The organism is Candidatus Merdisoma sp. JLR.KK011 (assembly GCF_036941125.1).
Lineage (GTDB): Bacteria > Bacillota > Clostridia > Lachnospirales > Lachnospiraceae > Laedolimicola.
The window spans coordinates 155,513-173,476 of record NZ_JAYWSZ010000003.1; the positions used below are offsets into that span (position 1 = coordinate 155,513).

Below are 17,964 nucleotides of genomic sequence, written 5' to 3' on the forward strand. Positions count from 1 at the left end.
CATAAGGTAATTATACTATAGATGCCCTCAAAATGCGAATTTCCGTATTTGAGGGCATGGTCAATTTGACGGTGGATAATTTTAAAAAAACGAGTAAATATCAGGTGAAAAAGAGGGCAAGGAAGCATGCCTGGGACGAAACGGAAGACAGAAATGTGGATAACTTTCTGATAAATAAAGCGGACAGAAAAACTATAAACATCATTTTTCTGTCCGCTTTATTTATCCACATATAAAAAATTTAAATTTCGTCACTTTTCACAATCGTCAAATGTAGGGAGTGAACAGTAACGATAAATCTCCTCCATCAAAATTTATTTTAATCTGTCTATTGCTTTCTAAACCCTCATGCCCCACATTTGGCACCACCATAAATGAAACTGTGCAAGCGATAGGTTATTGAATTTGTTTTTGCCATTGTCTATACTATAACCAACGGCAAAGATCGTTTTAATTTTGGGCCTGCAGCCCGTTTTCTAAACTGATTTCAGGTACTCTCATTTGCACCACCACCTGTCCAGCCTCTTACGGCAAAAGGACGTACAGTAAAATGATAACAGACAGAGTACCATGCCGTAAATTTACCCAGGAGGTGCCTTTATGGATAGAATTTACGACAATTGTTGTGGTATTGACGTGCACAAAAAACTCATCGTTGCCTGCTTTCGAAAAGGCAATAAGCAGGAGATACGGGAGTTTGGCGCAACAACCAGAGAACTTCTCGAAATGGCTGACTGGCTCAAAGACGGCGGCTGTGAAATGACCGCAATGGAGAGCACGGCATCTTATTGGAAGCCTCTGTATAACATCCTTGAATCGTCCGGCCTGAACGCTATGGTGGTCAATGCCCGCCATATGAAAGCTGTCCCAGGACGCAAGACAGATGTCAGGGATGCTGAATGGATTGCGGATCTTCTTCAGCATGGGCTGCTCCAGCCCAGTTACATCCCTGATAAAGAGCAGCGGGAACTGCGTGAGCTGGTCCGTTACCGCAAGAGCCTTGTTGGTGAACGCACCAGGGAGCTCAACCGCCTCCAGAAGATGCTGGAAGGCGCCAACATCAAGCTGTCCGGTACTGTGTCGGATATCAACGGCAAGAGCGCGCGCAACATCCTGGAGTATCTTCTCACCGGGGCGTCCGTGGATGGACCGAAATATGATGAGATGTATGAACAGAAGATCATCGCCCATAATCTCAAGGCCACCAAGGAGCAGATCATAGACGACCTCAATGGTGTGATGAGCCCTCTCCAGCGCCGGATGATGAAGGAGCTTCTGGCACACCTGGACGAGCTTAATATCCACATCAAAAATCTGAATGATGAGATTGACAACTTCATGAAGCCGGAGGAAAAACAGGCTTCCCATGCCATCCAGGATGTGACTGGTATAGGGAATACCAGCGCGCAGGCCATCATTTCCGTCATTGGCACGGATATGGAACGTTTTCCTACGGACAGGCATATCTCGTCATGGGCCGGATTATGCCCTGGTGATAATGAAAGCGCCAGGAAGAGGAAGTCCGGCAAGACCAGAAAAGGGAACTCCCTTTTGCGGACAACCCTGATTACCTGCGCGCATTCAGCTGTAAAGAATAAAAAGTCCTATTTCCATGCGCAGTTCATGAGGATCAGCTCCCACAGGGGAAAGAAGAGGGCCTATGTCGCAGTTGCCCATTCCATGCTCATAGCCATTTACCATATCCTCAAAGACGGAGTGGTGTTCAAGGATCTTGGAGCTGATTATTATAACCAGTTCAACAAAGAACGCAAAATCAATGCGTATCTGAAAAAGTTAAAAGCACTTGGTTGGGAAGCCCCGGTAGTTGCCGCCTGAGTCTTCCAGACAGGGTCAAAAACTTCTTTTAAGCTTGATAGGGGCAGTCTGCGCTTTTTTGGCTACCCGGAAGATTATGTTTCACAGTAATGGTAAGGTGTTTACAATACTCATAAAGGGCTCCTTTTGTTGGTATTATTTGAGATTAGACACCTTAATTTTATCACAAGTGGATGCTCTTTTTTCATTCACTTGACAGGTGAAAAGCAATATTCAGTTAAAATACAGCAACTATGTGGCTTTCAAACACTTTCACGGCTGTGCCGTGAATAATCTAAGTTTATTTTTGATAAGCCCGTAATTTGCATATTTAATCAGGACCCCGACCTTGTACAAACAGCTTCGGCAGCTTTGCCATTATTTTGCCTGTCCTTTATCCCTATGGCACTGAACCTTATTTACACAGCATTTCTGTTTTCGACTAAAAGAACAAGATCGGCAAATGCCATAGCAATTAGCAGAGGTATTGTGCTGAAAGCACTTGCCATTTTCTGTATTCCTATACTCTTTGGAAGCGACGCTGTTTGGATTGCGCCATTTGTGGCAGAAATCTTGACTCTTATACTTGCTATCGGGCTATGTAAAACAACGAAATTAATCTATCAATAACTTTTCTAAGGATATGACGGTATCGAGGAGGTGTCGCCATGTCCTTTTTATTTTTTAAGTACAATTTGTTAAAAAAATCCAATACAAGGCATTGTATCCGTCTGCCCGTCAATATGAATTATCTATTCATTCAGTATGTCTTAATAATTCATATTACTGGAACGGCTTCAGGAACCTGATAATCATGTATTACCCAAACACTCATGTAGCTTTATGTCGCATGGCGTTTGTTGTAATAGCCCCCTACTGGGAAGAAAGGGGGTGATGAGAAAATGAGGTATTCTGAACAATTCATGGAGCATATCGAATATGCCTTTGCCGCCTTTGGCAGAACTGTTCTCCGTAACGCGGCAATCAGCGCATACTGCGATTTTGGACGGAAGTAGAAGCGTCCATTCCTTTCCGGCGGCTCTGCCGCTTCTTTTGGAAAGGGATTAAGGGAAAGGATAGGAATGGAATCGGTATTTGATTAAATCCGTATTTGGTTTTTCTTTAGTTATCTTGTTTTTTGGATCATACATAAAATGCAGTGCGTTGTCAACCGTGAATTTATATGCCAACGGACATGCAGACAGGCACGTTTAAACCAACGGAGACAAAAATGAGAAGTTAAGAGAATTTTAAACGACAAATCATAAAAAATGAATTATAATAGAAAAAAAGAAACAACAATAGGAGAGGCTATGGAAAAGAAAGCGCGTTTAAGCCGGGTACTGGCATTGATAGAGGAACGGGGATGGAGCTATACTTATAACGAGGAGGACGGCTTGGGGAGTATCGACTTTGATTACCGGGGCGTTCCCTACCACATCTGGGAGTTTGAAGACGGAGAGAGGGGCGTAGAGACGAATCTGAGAAGCGGCGGACGGCAGGAGGAGCTGCTGGGAGATTACGAGACGACGCTTCTGGAACTGATGAAAGACTGGAATTAGAAAGAAGAAATTGGAAAACAGCAGCGCTGCATTTGATAAGCAGCTGCAGAGTTAAAATGGAGACCTGCCATGAAAAGTCTTTTTGTAAATGGTTTCACCATTGACTGGAATAAAGTAGAGCCGGATTCCTATCTGCACCGGATCAAGGCCCTGGCTAAAATGGAATCCCTAAGCTTCGACAATCCGGTAACCTTTTTTGTAGGAGAAAACGGAACCGGAAAATCAACGCTTCTGGAGGCTGTTGCCGCAGCCTACGGCCTGAACCCTGAGGGAGGAAGCCGTAACTTCCGTTTTTCCACCAGGGACACCCACTCTTCCTTATACGAAGGAATGATTTTGAAAAAGGGTTTTCGAAGCCCCAGGGACAACTTTTTCCTTCGGGCAGAGAGCTTCTACAATGTGGCGACCCAGGTGGAGGAATACCGGGACGGAGATGATCCGGCTGTCTATTACCGCCAATACGGCGGCCGCTCCCTCCACGAACAGTCACACGGGGAGAGCTTTCTGGCTTTGATGCAGAACCGCTTCCGGGGGCAGGGCTTTTACCTTCTGGATGAGCCGGAGGCCGCCCTTTCGCCCCAGCGCCAGCTCACCCTGCTTATCTGCATCCACCGCCTGGCCCGGGAGGGAAGCCAATTCCTCATCGCCACCCATTCCCCTATACTTCTCGGACTTCCTAAGGCAGACATTCTGTCCTTTGACGGGGAAGCCGTTCACCCTGTTGAATATACAGATACAGACAGCTACCAGGTGACGGAGATGTTTCTCAATCACAGGGAATATCTTTTAGGGAGGCTTCTGGAAGAGGCAGAACCGTAACTTTAATAGTCTTTCTGACAGACGCATGGGCTGGTAAAGCTGCAAAGGCGCACGAGAGGAACTTTTATGAGTGCCCTTTCGAATAAAAGTTTCTCTCATTACCGGTGTGTCGAAGCAGCTTTACCCTTTAGTGCCGTCGCGCAGCGACTTAGAATAGGAGGTTACATAAAGTGGAACAAAAATCAGCAATCAAACCACCCGTAGAGGTACGCTACCAAGAGGAGCTGGAGTTTCTCTCCATCCTGGACACAGGCAGGCGCCCCTTAAACTGGAAGCTGTCCCCCAAGGCCGTGCGGACCTTCATCCTGGGCAGCCGCGAGCCCCTGCGATACCAGGATCGGGAGCTTGTCATCCGCAAAAAATACCTGGGAAACGACGCCTTGGTAGAGCGCTGTATCATCACCCTGGCCGGCAACCGGGGCCTGATGCTGGTGGGAGAGCCCGGCACGGCCAAAACCATGCTTTCGGAGCTTTTGTCCGCCGCCATCAGTGGAAACAGCACCAACACCATCCAGGGCACGGCCGGAACTACCGAAGACATGATCAAATACAGCTGGAACTACGCCCTTCTCCTTGCAAAAGGCCCCGTCCGGGAAGCCTTAGTTCCCTCCCCCCTCTACGTGGGCATGGAACAGGGCATTCTCACCCGTTTTGAGGAAATCACCCGTACCCCGGCCGAGATCCAGGACAGCCTTATCAGCGTCCTGAGCGACAAGGTATTGAACGTGCCGGAGCTGGGCGGGGAGGGCCTGCTGTTTGCCAAGGCAGGCTTCAACGTAATCGGCACGGCAAATACAAGGGACAAAGGCGTCAACGAGATGAGCAGCGCCTTAAAGCGGCGTTTCAACTTCGAGACAGTGATGCCCATCCGCGACGCAGCCCTGGAGAAGCAGATTATTTTAAATGAAGTAGCGGAGCTCTCCAAAGAAAACCAGATTGAAATGGAGCCGGATGAGGATGTGGCGGAGCTCCTTGCCTCCACCTACCATGAGCTTCGGGAGGGCGTCTCCTCCTTAGGCCACCGGATCGACCGCCCCTCGGCGGTGATGAGCACGGCGGAGGCTGTTTCCGTCTACTATCAGACGATGATGACAGCTTATTACTACGGTGATTCCCGGATGGATCTGGGCTGCCTGGTGCAAAACCTGGTAGGAGCCGTGCAGAAGGAAAATAAAGACGATCTGGAGAAGCTGAAAAGCTATTTCCAGACGGTGATTCGCGATAAGGGAGGAAAAGAGGGCGGCTTATGGAGCAGCTATTACGAAGCCAGGAAATACCTGCGGTAACAGGAGAGGCGGAGGATACGTTTAAGATTCCTCCTGAACTCTTATACAACCGGGCGCATCCCGTCCTCTATTTTCCCATCCGCCATCACAGCCCGGCCTGTTCCTTTCATTTGAAAAAAGCGGTGAGGGATTACCGGCCGGATCTGATTCTCATTGAAGGGCCGGAAAATGCAGATCCGCTGATTCCCGTCCTGGTAAATGAGGACACAAAGCCGCCCCTGGCCCTGTACTACGCCTACCGGGACAAGGAAGGCCTTGTGACAGAGAAAAAAGGGGACTACAAATGCTACTATCCCTTCTTGGACTGTTCCCCGGAACTGACAGCTCTCCGGGAAGCAGAGAGACTGGGGATACCGGCTCGGTTTGCGGATCTGTCCTATGGGGAGATTCTCATCGGAACCGTGGGCGGAAAAGGCATCCGCAGGGAGGGAGAAAAGCAGACCTACAACGATGATTACCTGTTAAGCCGCAGCCGTTATCTGACCCTGCTTTGTGAAAAAACAGGGCTGAGGGATTTTGAGGAGCTGTGGGAGAAGTATTTTGAGATCCAGGGCCTTGGGGAGAGCACAGAGGACTTTGTGCGCCAGATGCTCACTTACTGCATTCTTTCCCGGAAAAATACGCCCGGTGAGGAGCTTGTGGAGGACGGCTGTCTTCTGCGGGAGCGTTATATGGCGGAGCAGATAGCAAAAGCGTCACAGGATTATCACAGAATTCTTGTGGTCACGGGAGGCTTTCACAGCTGCGGCCTGTTTGAGCTTCTGTCACGGCAAAAGGACGGGAGCTATGCCTATAGGGGCGAGCCGGTGAAGCTTCACGGAAAAGTGAGAGAGCAGCAGGAGGTATATCCCATGGCTTATTCCATGGAGGCTGCGGATGCCTTGAACGGCTATGCCAGCGGAATGCAGTCGCCGGGATTTTACCACCAGGTCTGGAAAAACCTGCAGGAGAATGAGGGACAGGAGGAAGGAGATCCGCCAGACAGGGGATTTTCCGGCGCATACGAGCAGACGGTTCTTCATTTTCTGGCAGCGGCAGGCCGGCAGGCCAGAAGAAAGGAGGAAAATGTATCCTCCTATGACGAGATCTGCGCTTTTTCCATGGCCCGCGGACTGGCGGCCCTTCGCGGAAAACAGGAGCCTGGCCTGTATGAGCTTCGAGACAGCGCTGTTTCTTCCTTTATAAAGGGCGAACGCAATCTGTCCACTGAGGGCGCGATTCGCATTCTGAAAGAGCTTGTGACCGGCTCCCAGGTGGGACGGCTCTGCAAGGATGCCGCCCGGCCTCCGCTGCTTTCAGACTTTGAGGAACAATGCCGGGGATTTGGCGTCAAGCTGCATTCCAGTCTGGAACAGGAGGTCGTTCTGGAGATCTTTAAAAAGGAAAAGCACCTGCGGATGAGCCGTTTTCTTTACCGGACTGAGTTTCTGGCCTGCGGCTTTGCCAGACGGAAAAAGGGAGCGGATCTGGTAAACCGCCGGGATCAGAACCGGATTCGGGAAATCTGGAGCTATAAATGGTCGGAACAGGTAACGGCGGCCCTGATTGATGCCTCCATTTCCGGAGGGACCATGGAAGAGGCGGCCCGATCCCTGCTCCACAGCCGGTTTGATGAGAGCGCCGGCTGCAAGGAAGCGGCGGAGCTTCTGGTAAAGGGCTTTCTTATGGGCCTTTATGAGGAGCAGGGGGAAATGCGGACTCATCTGGCGGAGGTGCTGGCTGCGGACGGCGATTTCTTTTCGCTGACCCAAGGCTTTTCCCAGCTTTTGATGCTCCTGGATCTGCAGGATCTCTACCAGATCCGGGATGCCCTTGACCTGGAACAGATGACAGACATCTGCTTTCAGAAGATTATCCAGCTTCTGCCTTCTATGGGGCAGGTGGGGGAGGAGCGGCAGCAGGAATGCATGGAGAGTCTGCGTCTTCTCTATCAGGCAGCGGGAAAAAGCAATGCCCATGAGCGTCGGCCGGTGCTGATGGAAGCGCTGGAAACCCTTCTTGGCCGGGGCTCCTTAAATCCCGGTGTGGAAGGGACGGTTCTTGGGCTTTTGTACGGCTATGAGGGCGGATACGGGAAGCAGATTACCAGAGCGGCCCAGGGATATATGCAGGGAAGCGGCGAGATGCTGTCAAAAAGCGCAACCTTTCTTCGGGGGCTGTTCTTTACAGCCAGAGATTTTGTATTTGCCAGCAGCGAATTTCTGGCCTTGATCGACGGGCTTCTGGACCGTCTGCCTGGGGAGGAATTCCTAAAGCTTCTGCCGGAGCTGCGTCTGGCCTTCAGCTATTTTACACCTCTTGAGACGGATCGGATTGCAGGCCGCGCTGCAGCCCTTCACGGGAAGAAAAAGAGCGATCTTCTGACAGGAGGAGCTGTGAGTCCCGGAGAATATGCCTATGGGGAAGCTCTGGATGCATATGCAGGTGAGAGGATGGGGAAAGGTATATGAACGACCAAAAACAATTGAACCGCTGGCGGCTGATCTTAGGAAGCCAGTCGAAGGATCAGATTTCCTTCGGGGGAGAGGGATTTCGCGCCATGGAGAGCGGTATCGGCTGCGAAGATCTGGAGGAAGCCCTTGATTTCCTCTATTCCCGTGAGTACGGCGAGGACGTGCGCCGTGAGGGAGGCACAGGGGCCAGCCGGCTGACTACCGCCGGCTGGATCACCAAGATCCGCCGTCTGTTTCCCAAGGAGACGGTGGAGGTATTGGAGCGCCATGCCTTGGAGCGTTACGAGATGCAGGAGCTTTTAACGGATAAGGAGGTTCTGGAGAAGCTGGAGCCCAACCAGGAGCTTTTAAAAACCATTTTGCAGCTCAAGCATCTGATGAAAGGGCCGGTTCTGGATACGGCCAGGCGGATTGTAAGAAAGGTAGCAGAGGAGATTGCGGAAAAGCTGAACCGGGAGATCCGCCGTTCCCTTTTGGGGAGCCTGGACCGGAATACCCCAAGTCATGTAAAATCCATGCGCAATCTGGACATCCGTAAAACCATCCGGAGGAATCTGTCTCATTACGACCCGGAGGAAAAGCGTCTGGTACTGGAGCAGGTCTATTTCAGCAGCCGTACCCGGAAATACAACCAATGGCGTGTGGTAATTGCCGTGGACGAGAGCGGTTCTATGCTGGATTCGGTGATTCATAGCGCCGTGATGGCTGGAATCTTCGCCTGGCTGCCCATGCTGGACACCCGGCTTGTGATATTTGATACTCAGGTGGTGGACTTAAGTGCGCATCTGGAGGATCCGGTGGAAACGCTTATGAGCATCCAGCTTGGGGGCGGAACGTATATTGCGGGAGCTCTTCAGTACTGTGAAGGTCTGATCGAGAACCCCAATCGAACCATGGTAATTCTGGTATCGGATCTCTGCGAGGGCGGCAGCATCGGCGGCCTGCTGGGCGTAAGCCGGGATATCATCGAGAGCGGCGCAAAGCTTATCTGCCTCACTGCCCTTGACCGGGATGCCAACCCGGTTTACGACCGCCGCACGGCACAGCGGCTGGCGGATCTGGGGGCTCATGTGGGAGCAATGACGCCGGAAATGCTGGGAGACTTTATGGGGAAAATCATGCAGTGATCTTGTCAGGGAAGAACGTTATATAACTGAGATAGAGGATGAAGACATGGAAGCTTTTAAACAAATGCTTACGCAGACAGACGACGAATATCTTATAGGACTGAGCAACAAAGGAACGGTAAAGCGTGCTTATAAGGATCTTGACCAGGAGTCGCCCGCAGTTACCTGGGGCGAAACGGAAGCGGAGGTAACCTTAAAGGAGGCGGTATGCACAATCCGCATGCCCCTTGGGGAGAGTACCTGTACCTGTCCGTCCCGAAGCGTCTGCCGCCATCTGATCACGGCAATACTATACCTGAAAAGCAGTCAGGCGGACACAGAAGTTTTGGAGAACACAAAAGCAGAAGAGGAGATTCTCTCCTTCCCTTTACAAAAGCTTAGGCGCGCCTGCGGCAATAAGCGGTACCAGGAACTGCTTTATCATCTAAAGGCGGGAGAACAGCCGCAGTTTCAGGAGGGAACCGTCATCACGGTCAAGGTTCCCTGGGAAGCATTTACGGTAAAGCTCTTAAGTCCCCTGGAATATTCCTCCTGCTCCTGCAAAAGCAAGGAGCTGTGCCCCCATAAGGCCCAGGCAATACTGCTCTATCAGCTTCACAAGCACGCAGTCACATTGGAACATTTGGAGAAGCTCTGTGAGAGCAAAGAGGAATGGGATCACAAAGAGCTTGACCGGGCATCTGCCTCCATTCAGGAGGAAATCCGCCTGCAGCTTATGACCGGACTGTCCCGTCTGTCTCCGGAGGCTGCAGAGGGCATGGAACGTCTGGCAGTCATCAGCCGCGGAGCCGGACTGGCGGCCTTTGAAACCAGTCTGCGAAAGACAGCCTCCGAGTACCGGCTGTATTTTGACCGTGCAGCCTCATTTCAGACAGAAGAGCTGCTTGAGCAGCTTTTATCCATCTATCAAAGGGCCGGTGAGCTTAAGGAGACCAGAGAGCCGGAGCGTCTGCGGACGCTGGCCGGAAGCTTTCGGGAGGCCTACCGGCCCATGCCCCGTCTTCATCTCATAGCCATGGGAAGCCGGAGCTTTCACAGCAAAACAGGCTACGAAGGGGAGATATATTATTTTATGGAGCCGGACAAGGGAATGTTCTATCAATGGACGGATGCCAGACCGGTTTTCTACGAAGGGGTGCGCAGACGTCCTCCCGGAAGGGCAGAACAGGCGCAGGCGCCCTGGGGTCTTAATTGCAGCAGGGAACAGATGATGGATCTGGAATTTTATCTGGATCACGCAAAGGCGGCCAGGGACGGACGTCTGTCAGTGAGCCAGGAGACAAAAAGCGAGGTATCCGGCGCCCGGGATTTCCGGAGGGAGGATATAAGGAAAGCTGTTTTCTGGGATTATGAGCAGCTTCTATCGGCCTGCTTTGGAGAACAGGAACAAAAAGACGAGGGAGAACGCCTGGCCCTGGCGGGAGCCCTTAGCTGCAGTGAGGCTGGCTTCGATACGGTGCATCAGCGTTTTTCCATGGAGCTTCTGGATAAAAAGGGGCGGAAGCTTTCTGTGGCCGTAACTTATTCCAAGGAAGAAAAGCTGACCATCCAGGTACTGGAGCGTTTGAACGAGCGGCTGAAAAAGGAGAAGGATCAGACCTTGATTTTCTTCGGCATCCCCTATCTGGAACAGGGAAAGCTGTGCCTGTATCCCGTAGAGGTCTTTGGAAGAGAGCGTTTTTACGAGACACAGGCGGAATTGGAGAAGTATCTGGAAGAGCAGGGCGGCCCGTCTTTGGCAGTCCCCGGTCTTAACAGAGAGATCATAAAGGGGATGGAGAGCTTCCTGGGAGAGATCCGCCAGGCCCTTGGGGATCTCTTTCAATGCGGCCTGAATTCCACCCAGGAGGAAACTCTTGAAAATCTAAGCCGTCTTGCAAAAGAAAGCGGAACCTTCGGCCTTCACGGCGCAGAGGAAGCCCTTGCATTTCTTGCAGAAACTTTGGGAAAGAAGCGCCATCAGATGGAATTTGACCCAGAGCCGGTATTAAAGGCCTGGATACACCTTTTGAGCTATGTAAAGCTCTGCCAGGAAAAAACATCCCTGGATCGGGCGTTATTGGAGATGGAAAAGGCAGATAACGGAAAGGAGAAACGCCAATGAATCTAAGTGAAGAAAGAAACTACCAAAAACAAATGGATACCCTGGACGCCCTGAAGCTGTCCGAAAAAAACCGCCAGCTTGCGGAACAATATCTGGACGTCGCCGCACCGGAAAACCCGGAGCTTCTGAAAGAAACCGAGCGCCAGGACTTTTCCAATCTTACCGACGACAAGCACCAGAAAAGTATCGACTACGTAGAGCATCTGAGAAAGCGCGGCAGACAAGAGGAGCTTAAGCGCTACGTCCATTTCCAGTCTGCCGTAGGAGGCTCTACCGCCTACTATCTCTTCAACCGCTACGGCTGGAACCTGGATTCCGTAAAGGAATATTTAACTCCGGAGCAGGAAACAGCCATGTACGCAGAGGGGATAGTCTGGAGCACATACTCTCTAAATTACATACGTATGAAGCCCCTGCTTGAAAAGGGCAGAAAGGATCCAGAGCTTTTGAGAAGAGCCATGGATCTCTGCTATCACCGTTATGACAATGCAAAGGTGCTGCTGGCAGGCATCTATCTGAACAGCAGGAAGCCCGAGACAAAGAAGTCCGGAGGCATCCTGGGCCTTTTCAGTAAAAATGTATCCCAAGGTGATGAAAACCTTTCCCAGACAGCAGCGTTTCTGGAAAAAAACCTTATCGACAGCCTGCCTGAGATGTTTATCCAGCATGACCTCGGAAAAAGCCAGATTGCAGAGCTGCAGAGCTATGTACGCCGCCACCCGGCAGAGCAGCCCTTTCCAGCCTCCCTGCAGAAGCTTTTAAACGGCCGCAGCCACACAGAATACATGGTTCAGCTCCTGTCAGGAGCGGCATTTCTCGCCATAGAGCATTCCCCATGCTTTGCAGCCTTCCTGCAGATAGCAGGCTGCCTGGCCCTGGATACGGTTCTTAAAGCAGGAAAAGGCATGACGGGAATTGCAAATGACAGAGATTCCTGGTTCCATAAGCACTTAGAGCAGCTGGAAGGCCTGCTTCCCGTGAAGCCCGACGCCCTGATCCGCTGGTATGCGGCAAATGACGAGGAACAGGGAATGGCCCGTATGGCCCTGCGCCATCCCGAGGCCGTGCGCCAGGCAGCAGAGCACGCCGCCACGACCGACGAATATCAGCGCATCCTGGATTACATTAAAAAGGCAAATCCGGGGCTTTATCAGGAGATACAGGCCAAGAATACAGACAAGCATCAATACCGGCTTGCCACAGAACTGACAGCAAATATGAACACCGGCCAGGCGGAAGCCAAGGCTTATCTTCTGGGCGAAACCACCATTGATACGCTCTACCCCTTTGTAAACAGCTGGAGGGGAAACCAGAGCTACTACTATCAGCGTTTTCAGAAATTGCAGAGCCTGCACAGAAACAAGGGCCGTCTCTTTTGCAGAGGCGTGATATTGGAGGCCTTCCGTATGCAGGGAGGATATTTTACAGGCTATTATCTCCATTCCATCCGGGGAAATAAAACCAATGCAAAGCAGTTCTGTCAAGAAATGGAGGAGCTGATCCGGCTTTTTGAGAAGGAGGGGCTTCCCATCCGTTACCAGGCCGACGCCATCGAGGGCATTTACAACGCATGTTACCAGGAGAAGGACAAAAATCTGGTTCTGGACACGGCTGCTCAGATATTATCCGCCAGATGGAAAGAGCATGCTCAAGAGCTTCGCGAAGGGGCAAAGGACAGCACTTCCGTTGGCCGCTGTATCTGCATTCGGGCCCTGGATACTTTCTGGCAGGAAGAAAAGGAGACCATCCTGGCCTCCGCTCTTGACAGTTCCAAGCAGGTTCGTGAGCAGCTGGTGGCCATCTGCACGGGGCATAAGGAGTGGGAGCCCGAGATGCGGATCATGATAACCTCCAAAAAATCCCAGGAGAGAGAGCTTGCCATCCGGGTGTTGAAATTCTGGGGCGCAGAAACCTTCCGCGACATCTTCACAAAGGCTTTGGAGACGGAAAAGAGCAAGAAGCTCAAAGAGCTTCTCTCCGAATGCCTCGATATAAAACCGGAGGAAGCTATAGAGAAGGCCGGCCCCAAAACCTCCGCCGATCTGGTAAAAGAGATCTTAAAGGGCGGAAAAAAGCGAAAGACAGCCTGGGCCTATGAGACCCCGTTCCAGGCCGTACATAAAAAGGACGGAAGCGAGGCAGAGGAGGAATACCTTCAGGCCATACTTACCGCTTACGCAGACCGCTCTGTGCCTGGCTTAAGCCCCGAGGCCGCAGTCCTGGCATCAGAGCTTAATCCTTCCGAGCTTGGAACTTATGTGGCGGAGCTTTTCAACAAATGGCTGGAGTCCGGCGCTGAGGCTAAGAAAAAATGGGTGCTTTACGCAGCCTCCCTTCACGGCGGAACAGGGATCGTTGACATTTTCCGGCATCAGATCCAGGAGTGGCCCCAGCATTCCAGAGGCGCCCTTGCCGCAGAAGCCGTAAAGGCGCTGGCCCTGAACGGAAGCTCTGAAGCCCTCCTGTATGTGGATCAGATCTCCCGGAAATTCAAATTCCGCCAGGTAAAGGCAGCGGCGGGAGAGGCCCTGGAATACGCAGCCTCAGAGCTTGGAATCACAAGAGCCCAGCTGGAAGACCGGATCGTGCCTAACTTAGGCTTTGACGAGAATCTGAAGCGGATCTTTGACTACGGAACACGCTCCTTTAGCGTCTATCTGACCCCGGCCCTGGAGCTGGAGATTTTCGACAATTCAAAGAAAAAAGTAAAGAATCTTCCGGCCCCCGGAAAGCGCGACGATGAGGAAAAGGCCCCTGCAGCCTATGCCGAATTCAAACAGATGAAAAAGCAGATGAAAACCGTCATAACCAACCAGAAAATGCGTCTGGAGCAGGCATTAACCGCAGAACGCCTCTGGACATCCGAAGCCTGGGAGGAACTGTTCGTGAAAAACCCGGTTATGCATCAGTTTGCCATCGGCCTTATCTGGGGAACTTACGAAAACGGCGTTTTGAAAGATACCTTCCGTTATATGGAGGACGGCAGTTTCAATACAAAGGACGAAGACGAGTTTGAGCTTTTGGCAGACGTGCAGATAGGCCTGGTACATCCCATCGAGCTTTCAGAGGAGGATCTGGCAGTCTGGAAGGAACAGCTGTCCGACTACGAGATCATCCAGCCTATCGAGCAGTTAGAGCGTCCTGTTTACCGGATCACAGAGGAAGAGACGGGAGCAGCCGAGCTGACCCGTTTCGGCGGAAAGCTTCTGAACGGCCTGTCTCTGTCCGGCAAGCTCCAGGGCATGGGCTGGTACCGGGGATCCGTCCAGGATGCCGGCGTCTACAGCACCTTCTACCGGGAGGACGGCGAAATGGGCGTAGAACTGGAATTCTCCGGCAGCTATGTAGGCGATGAAAACGACGAAGTAACCGTATACGGCGCTGCTTTTTACCGTGCAGGCACTGTCAAACGGGGCAGCTACATATACGACACCATAAAGAAAGAGAACCAATACAAGCTTGAAGAAGTAAGCCCGCGGTACTTCAGCGAGATTGTACTGCAGCTGGCCAAAGCCACAGCCTCCAGCCAGGAACAGCTGGCGTATCCGGCCTGTAAAAGCTGAGTGAAACCCAGAAAAGCCCAAAATGAGGCTTGAACATTCTGCAAATCTATGGTAAACTATACCTTGTTTGGCTATAGGAGGTGTAACGATGGGCATTTTGAGAATTGTTTTGACAATTATATTTGTTCTGGTAAGTCTGGCTTTGACCGTGATTGTGTTAGCCCAGGAAGGAAAATCAGCAGGACTGGGCGCTATTGCAGGAGGCAATTCCTTCTGGGAGCAGAATAAGGGCCGCTCCAAGGAAGGGCAGTACGTATTGTATACAAAGATTCTGGCCGTGGCCTTTATTGTACTGGCGCTTTTGCTGAATATGAGTTTTATCTAAAGAAGACAGATAAAAAAGCACTTCCGGATATTGCCGAGAGTGCTTTTTTGTCATTTGAGGAATTATAAGAACAGCAAAGGTATGGAGAAGTGTTTTTGACGGAGTGTATATGGAAAATAAAAGCTTAGAGGAAAAAAAGAAGATTATATATGAATTTATCTGCGATGCCCGTTATGTTCCCATGAAGCAGAAGGAACTGGCCGTTCTGCTGCAGGTGGAAAAGGAGCGGCGTCCGGAGCTTTCGGCGGCCCTGGAGGAGCTTCTGGCAGAAGGGAAGCTTCAGCTTTCCAAGAGGGGGCGTTACTATAAGGCAGAGGCAAAGACGGTTACCGGGATCTTTACCAGCCATCCAAAAGGGTTTGGATTTGTGTCGGTGGAGGACCGGGAAGAGGATATCTACATCGGGGAGAGCGATACAAAGGATGCCTTTCTGGGAGATACGGTACAGGTAGGCTTAAAGGGGCAGCCGGACGGAAAGCGGCAGGAAGGCGTGATTCTTCAGGTGCTGTCCCATGGCGTTACCGAGGTGGTGGGAACCTTTGAGAAGAGCAAAAGCTTCGGCTTCGTGGTTCCGGACAACCAGCGGATTACACGGGATATTTTTATTCCGCTGGAGCATACCAGAGGAGCAGTGTCCGGGCATAAGGTTGTAGTGGAACTGACAGACTATGGCGCAGGCAGGAAAAGCCCTGAGGGACGCATCATTGAGATATTGGGCCACAGCAATGATCCCGGGACAGATATTTTGTCCATTGTGAGGGCTTATCAAATCCCCATGGAGTTTTCAGAGAAGGTACTGAACCAGGCGGAACGGATAGCAAAGCCTGTTTCCGAGGCGGACAGGCAGGGCAGGCTGGATCTGCGGCAGGAGGTCTGCGTGACCATTGACGGCGAGGACGCCAAGGATCTGGATGATGCGGTCTCTGTACGAAAGGAAGGGGAGAATTATGTCTTAAGCGTGCACATTGCGGATGTTGCCAATTATGTGCAGGAGAACAGCGCCCTTGACTGGGAGGCTTTTGAGAGGGGAACCAGTGTGTATCTGGTGGACCGGGTAATTCCCATGCTTCCCCATGCTCTTTCCAACGGCATCTGCTCACTGAATGCAGGGGAGGACAGGCTGGCGCTAAGCTGCATTATGACCATAGATTCCAGGGGAAAAATCATCGATCATACCATAGCGGAGACGGTGATCCGGGTTGCAAGGCGGATGACCTATACCAGCGTGAACCGGATTCTGGAGGATAGGGACGCGGCGGATCGCAGGGAGTATGCGGCTCTGGTTCCGATGTTTGAGGAAATGAAGGAGCTGGCAGAGCTTCTTCGCAGACGGCGGAGAAAACGGGGTTCCATTGACTTTGATTTTCCGGAGACGAAGATTCTTCTCGATGAGGCCGGGAAACCGGTGGAGATCCGCCCCTATGAGCGGAATTCGGCTACAAGGATCATTGAGGATTTTATGCTGGCGGCCAATGAGACTGTGGCGGCGGACTATTACTGGCAGGCCCAGCCCTTTGTGTACCGGGTCCATGAAAAGCCCGATGCCAAGCGGCTTCACAAACTGGCGCTTTTTTTGAAAAACTTCGGATATTCTCTCCATACAGGAGGGGACGAGGTTCATCCGGGGGAGATTCAGAAGCTTCTTGACCGGCTGGAGGGGACGCCGGAGGAGGCGATGCTGAGCCGGCTGACGCTCAGGGCTATGCAGAAGGCAAAGTATTCTACGGATTGTTCGGGGCATTTTGGACTGGCGGCGGAGCAGTACTGCCATTTTACTTCCCCTATCCGGCGTTATCCGGATCTGCAGATTCACAGGATTATCAAGGAAAATCTGCGGGGACGGCTGCTGGGCGGCAGGGTGGAGCATTATGAGGCGATTCTGCCGGAGGCTGCCAAGCATGCGAGCGAGACGGAGCGGAGGGCCGACGAGGCGGAACGGGAGACGGAGAAGCTTAAGAAGGTGGAATTTATGGAGCAGCATATCGGGGAGATCTTTGAGGGTGTGATTTCCGGGATTACCCAGTATGGGCTGTATGTGGAGCTGGCCAATACGGTGGAGGGGCTGGTTCATGTGAATTCCTTGGAGGATGATTATTATGAATACGTGGAACATGCTTACGAGCTGAGGGGACAGCGTTCCGGCCTTGTCTACCGGCTGGGCCAGAGGGTGAAGATCCGGGTGAAAGGGACAGACAGGTTTTTGAGGACGATAGACTTTCAGTTGGCAATGAACAGTGAGGATTCGGAAAGAGCTTTAAGGAGAGTGGGAGAGTATGAGTAAGGATGCGGTAAAATTAATTGCGAATAATAAAAAGGCTTACCATGATTATTTTATTGATGAGACTTATGAGGCCGGGATTTCTCTGGCTGGGACAGAGGTGAAGTCCATCCGGATGGGAAAGTGCAGCGTGAAGGAGTCTTTTATTAAGATGGAGAAGGGGGAGCTCTTTATCTATGGGATGCATATTAGTCCTTATGAGAAGGGAAATATTTTCAATAAGGATCCGCTCCGGGTGCGGAAGCTTTTGATGCATCGGTATGAGATTAATAAGATTGGGGGGAAGGTGACGGAGAAGGGGTATACCTTGGTGCCTCTTAAAGTGTATTTGAAAGGCAGCTTGGTGAAAGTGGAGATTGGACTGGCGCGGGGGAAGAAGCTTTACGATAAGCGGCAGGATATTGCGAAGAAGGATCAGAGGAGGGAGGCGGAGAAGGAGTTTAAGGTGAAAAATTTGTATTAGGAGGGACGGGTCAGCCGCAAAATAATGCCGCCGGCTTTTCCGTATCCCTTGTTCGGACGATTCGCGTACACTCTGTCTGCTCTGTACGTACATTGCCTTGGGAGATTTTTGGGTGTGGTTGGCTCTCTTGGCACTGTACGTCCATAGCAGACAGAGTGTGCGTGAATAG

Annotated in this window: 11 protein-coding genes and 1 pseudogene; all 12 read left to right on the top strand. The window is 51.4% G+C overall.

The genetic code is table 11. From position 1 onward, the window contains the following. Positions 1-600: 600 nt before the first annotated feature. The 12 genes and pseudogenes from VV089_RS01670 (at position 601) to smpB (ending at position 17,795) form a co-directional block, all read left to right on the top strand. Positions 601-1,836 carry an IS110 family transposase gene (locus tag VV089_RS01670; protein ID WP_334334736.1) on the top strand — a complete coding sequence of 412 codons (1,236 nt, stop codon included), beginning with the start codon at positions 601-603 and terminating at the stop codon, positions 1,834-1,836. A gap of 881 nt (positions 1,837-2,717) precedes the next feature. Further along, positions 2,718-2,828, top strand: a pseudogene (locus tag VV089_RS01675) (RNA polymerase sigma factor); the annotation flags it as partial. 300 nt (positions 2,829-3,128) lie between these two features. Continuing rightward, positions 3,129-3,377, top strand: a complete 249-nt coding sequence (locus VV089_RS01680) for a kinase (RefSeq protein ID WP_334334737.1) — start codon at positions 3,129-3,131, stop codon at positions 3,375-3,377. A 69-nt stretch (positions 3,378-3,446) separates the two neighbouring features. After that, positions 3,447-4,196 (top strand): AAA family ATPase, encoded by a 750-nt coding sequence (locus tag VV089_RS01685; protein ID WP_334334738.1) that lies wholly within the window; start codon positions 3,447-3,449, stop codon positions 4,194-4,196. 170 nt (positions 4,197-4,366) lie between these two features. After that, positions 4,367-5,482 (top strand): ATP-binding protein, encoded by a 1,116-nt coding sequence (locus VV089_RS01690; protein ID WP_334334739.1) that lies wholly within the window; start codon positions 4,367-4,369, stop codon positions 5,480-5,482. Further along, a complete protein-coding gene (locus tag VV089_RS01695; RefSeq protein WP_334334740.1) occupies positions 5,443-7,932 on the top strand; it encodes a DUF5682 family protein in 2,490 nt (829 codons plus the stop codon). The genes VV089_RS01690 and VV089_RS01695 overlap by 40 nt, the downstream gene beginning before the upstream one ends. After that, positions 7,929-9,062: a VWA domain-containing protein gene (locus VV089_RS01700; protein ID WP_334334741.1), complete on the top strand. Its 1,134-nt coding sequence runs from the start codon at positions 7,929-7,931 to the stop codon at positions 9,060-9,062. The genes VV089_RS01695 and VV089_RS01700 overlap by 4 nt, the downstream gene beginning before the upstream one ends. Before the next feature lie 46 nt (positions 9,063-9,108). Beyond that, entirely contained in the window at positions 9,109-11,166 is a 2,058-nt protein-coding gene (locus VV089_RS01705; protein ID WP_334334742.1) for an SWIM zinc finger family protein, read from the top strand. Beyond that, on the top strand, positions 11,163-14,729 hold the full coding sequence (locus VV089_RS01710) for a DUF4132 domain-containing protein (protein ID WP_334334743.1): 3,567 nt from the start codon (positions 11,163-11,165) through the stop codon (positions 14,727-14,729). The genes VV089_RS01705 and VV089_RS01710 overlap by 4 nt, the downstream gene beginning before the upstream one ends. A gap of 88 nt (positions 14,730-14,817) precedes the next feature. Beyond that, positions 14,818-15,054 (top strand): preprotein translocase subunit SecG, encoded by a 237-nt coding sequence (gene secG / locus VV089_RS01715; protein WP_172541929.1) that lies wholly within the window; start codon positions 14,818-14,820, stop codon positions 15,052-15,054. 109 nt (positions 15,055-15,163) lie between these two features. Further along, positions 15,164-17,335, top strand: a complete 2,172-nt coding sequence (gene rnr, locus VV089_RS01720) for a ribonuclease R (protein WP_334334744.1) — start codon at positions 15,164-15,166, stop codon at positions 17,333-17,335. Next, positions 17,328-17,795 (top strand): SsrA-binding protein SmpB, encoded by a 468-nt coding sequence (gene smpB / locus VV089_RS01725; protein ID WP_172541927.1) that lies wholly within the window; start codon positions 17,328-17,330, stop codon positions 17,793-17,795. The genes rnr and smpB overlap by 8 nt, the downstream gene beginning before the upstream one ends. Positions 17,796-17,964: the final 169 nt, after the last annotated feature.

Bases quoted from the DNA above. Each gene is read 5' to 3' on its own strand.
- VV089_RS01670 (WP_334334736.1), top strand. From the start codon at position 601: ATGGATAGAATTTACGACAATTGTTGTGGTATTGACGTGCACAAAAAA.
- VV089_RS01680 (WP_334334737.1), top strand. From the start codon at position 3,129: ATGGAAAAGAAAGCGCGTTTAAGCCGGGTACTGGCATTGATAGAGGAA.
- VV089_RS01685 (WP_334334738.1), top strand. From the start codon at position 3,447: ATGAAAAGTCTTTTTGTAAATGGTTTCACCATTGACTGGAATAAAGTA.
- VV089_RS01695 (WP_334334740.1), top strand. From the start codon at position 5,443: ATGGAGCAGCTATTACGAAGCCAGGAAATACCTGCGGTAACAGGAGAG.
- VV089_RS01700 (WP_334334741.1), top strand. From the start codon at position 7,929: ATGAACGACCAAAAACAATTGAACCGCTGGCGGCTGATCTTAGGAAGC.
- VV089_RS01705 (WP_334334742.1), top strand. From the start codon at position 9,109: ATGGAAGCTTTTAAACAAATGCTTACGCAGACAGACGACGAATATCTT.
- VV089_RS01710 (WP_334334743.1), top strand. From the start codon at position 11,163: ATGAATCTAAGTGAAGAAAGAAACTACCAAAAACAAATGGATACCCTG.
- secG (WP_172541929.1), top strand. From the start codon at position 14,818: ATGGGCATTTTGAGAATTGTTTTGACAATTATATTTGTTCTGGTAAGT.
- rnr (WP_334334744.1), top strand. From the start codon at position 15,164: ATGGAAAATAAAAGCTTAGAGGAAAAAAAGAAGATTATATATGAATTT.
- smpB (WP_172541927.1), top strand. From the start codon at position 17,328: ATGAGTAAGGATGCGGTAAAATTAATTGCGAATAATAAAAAGGCTTAC.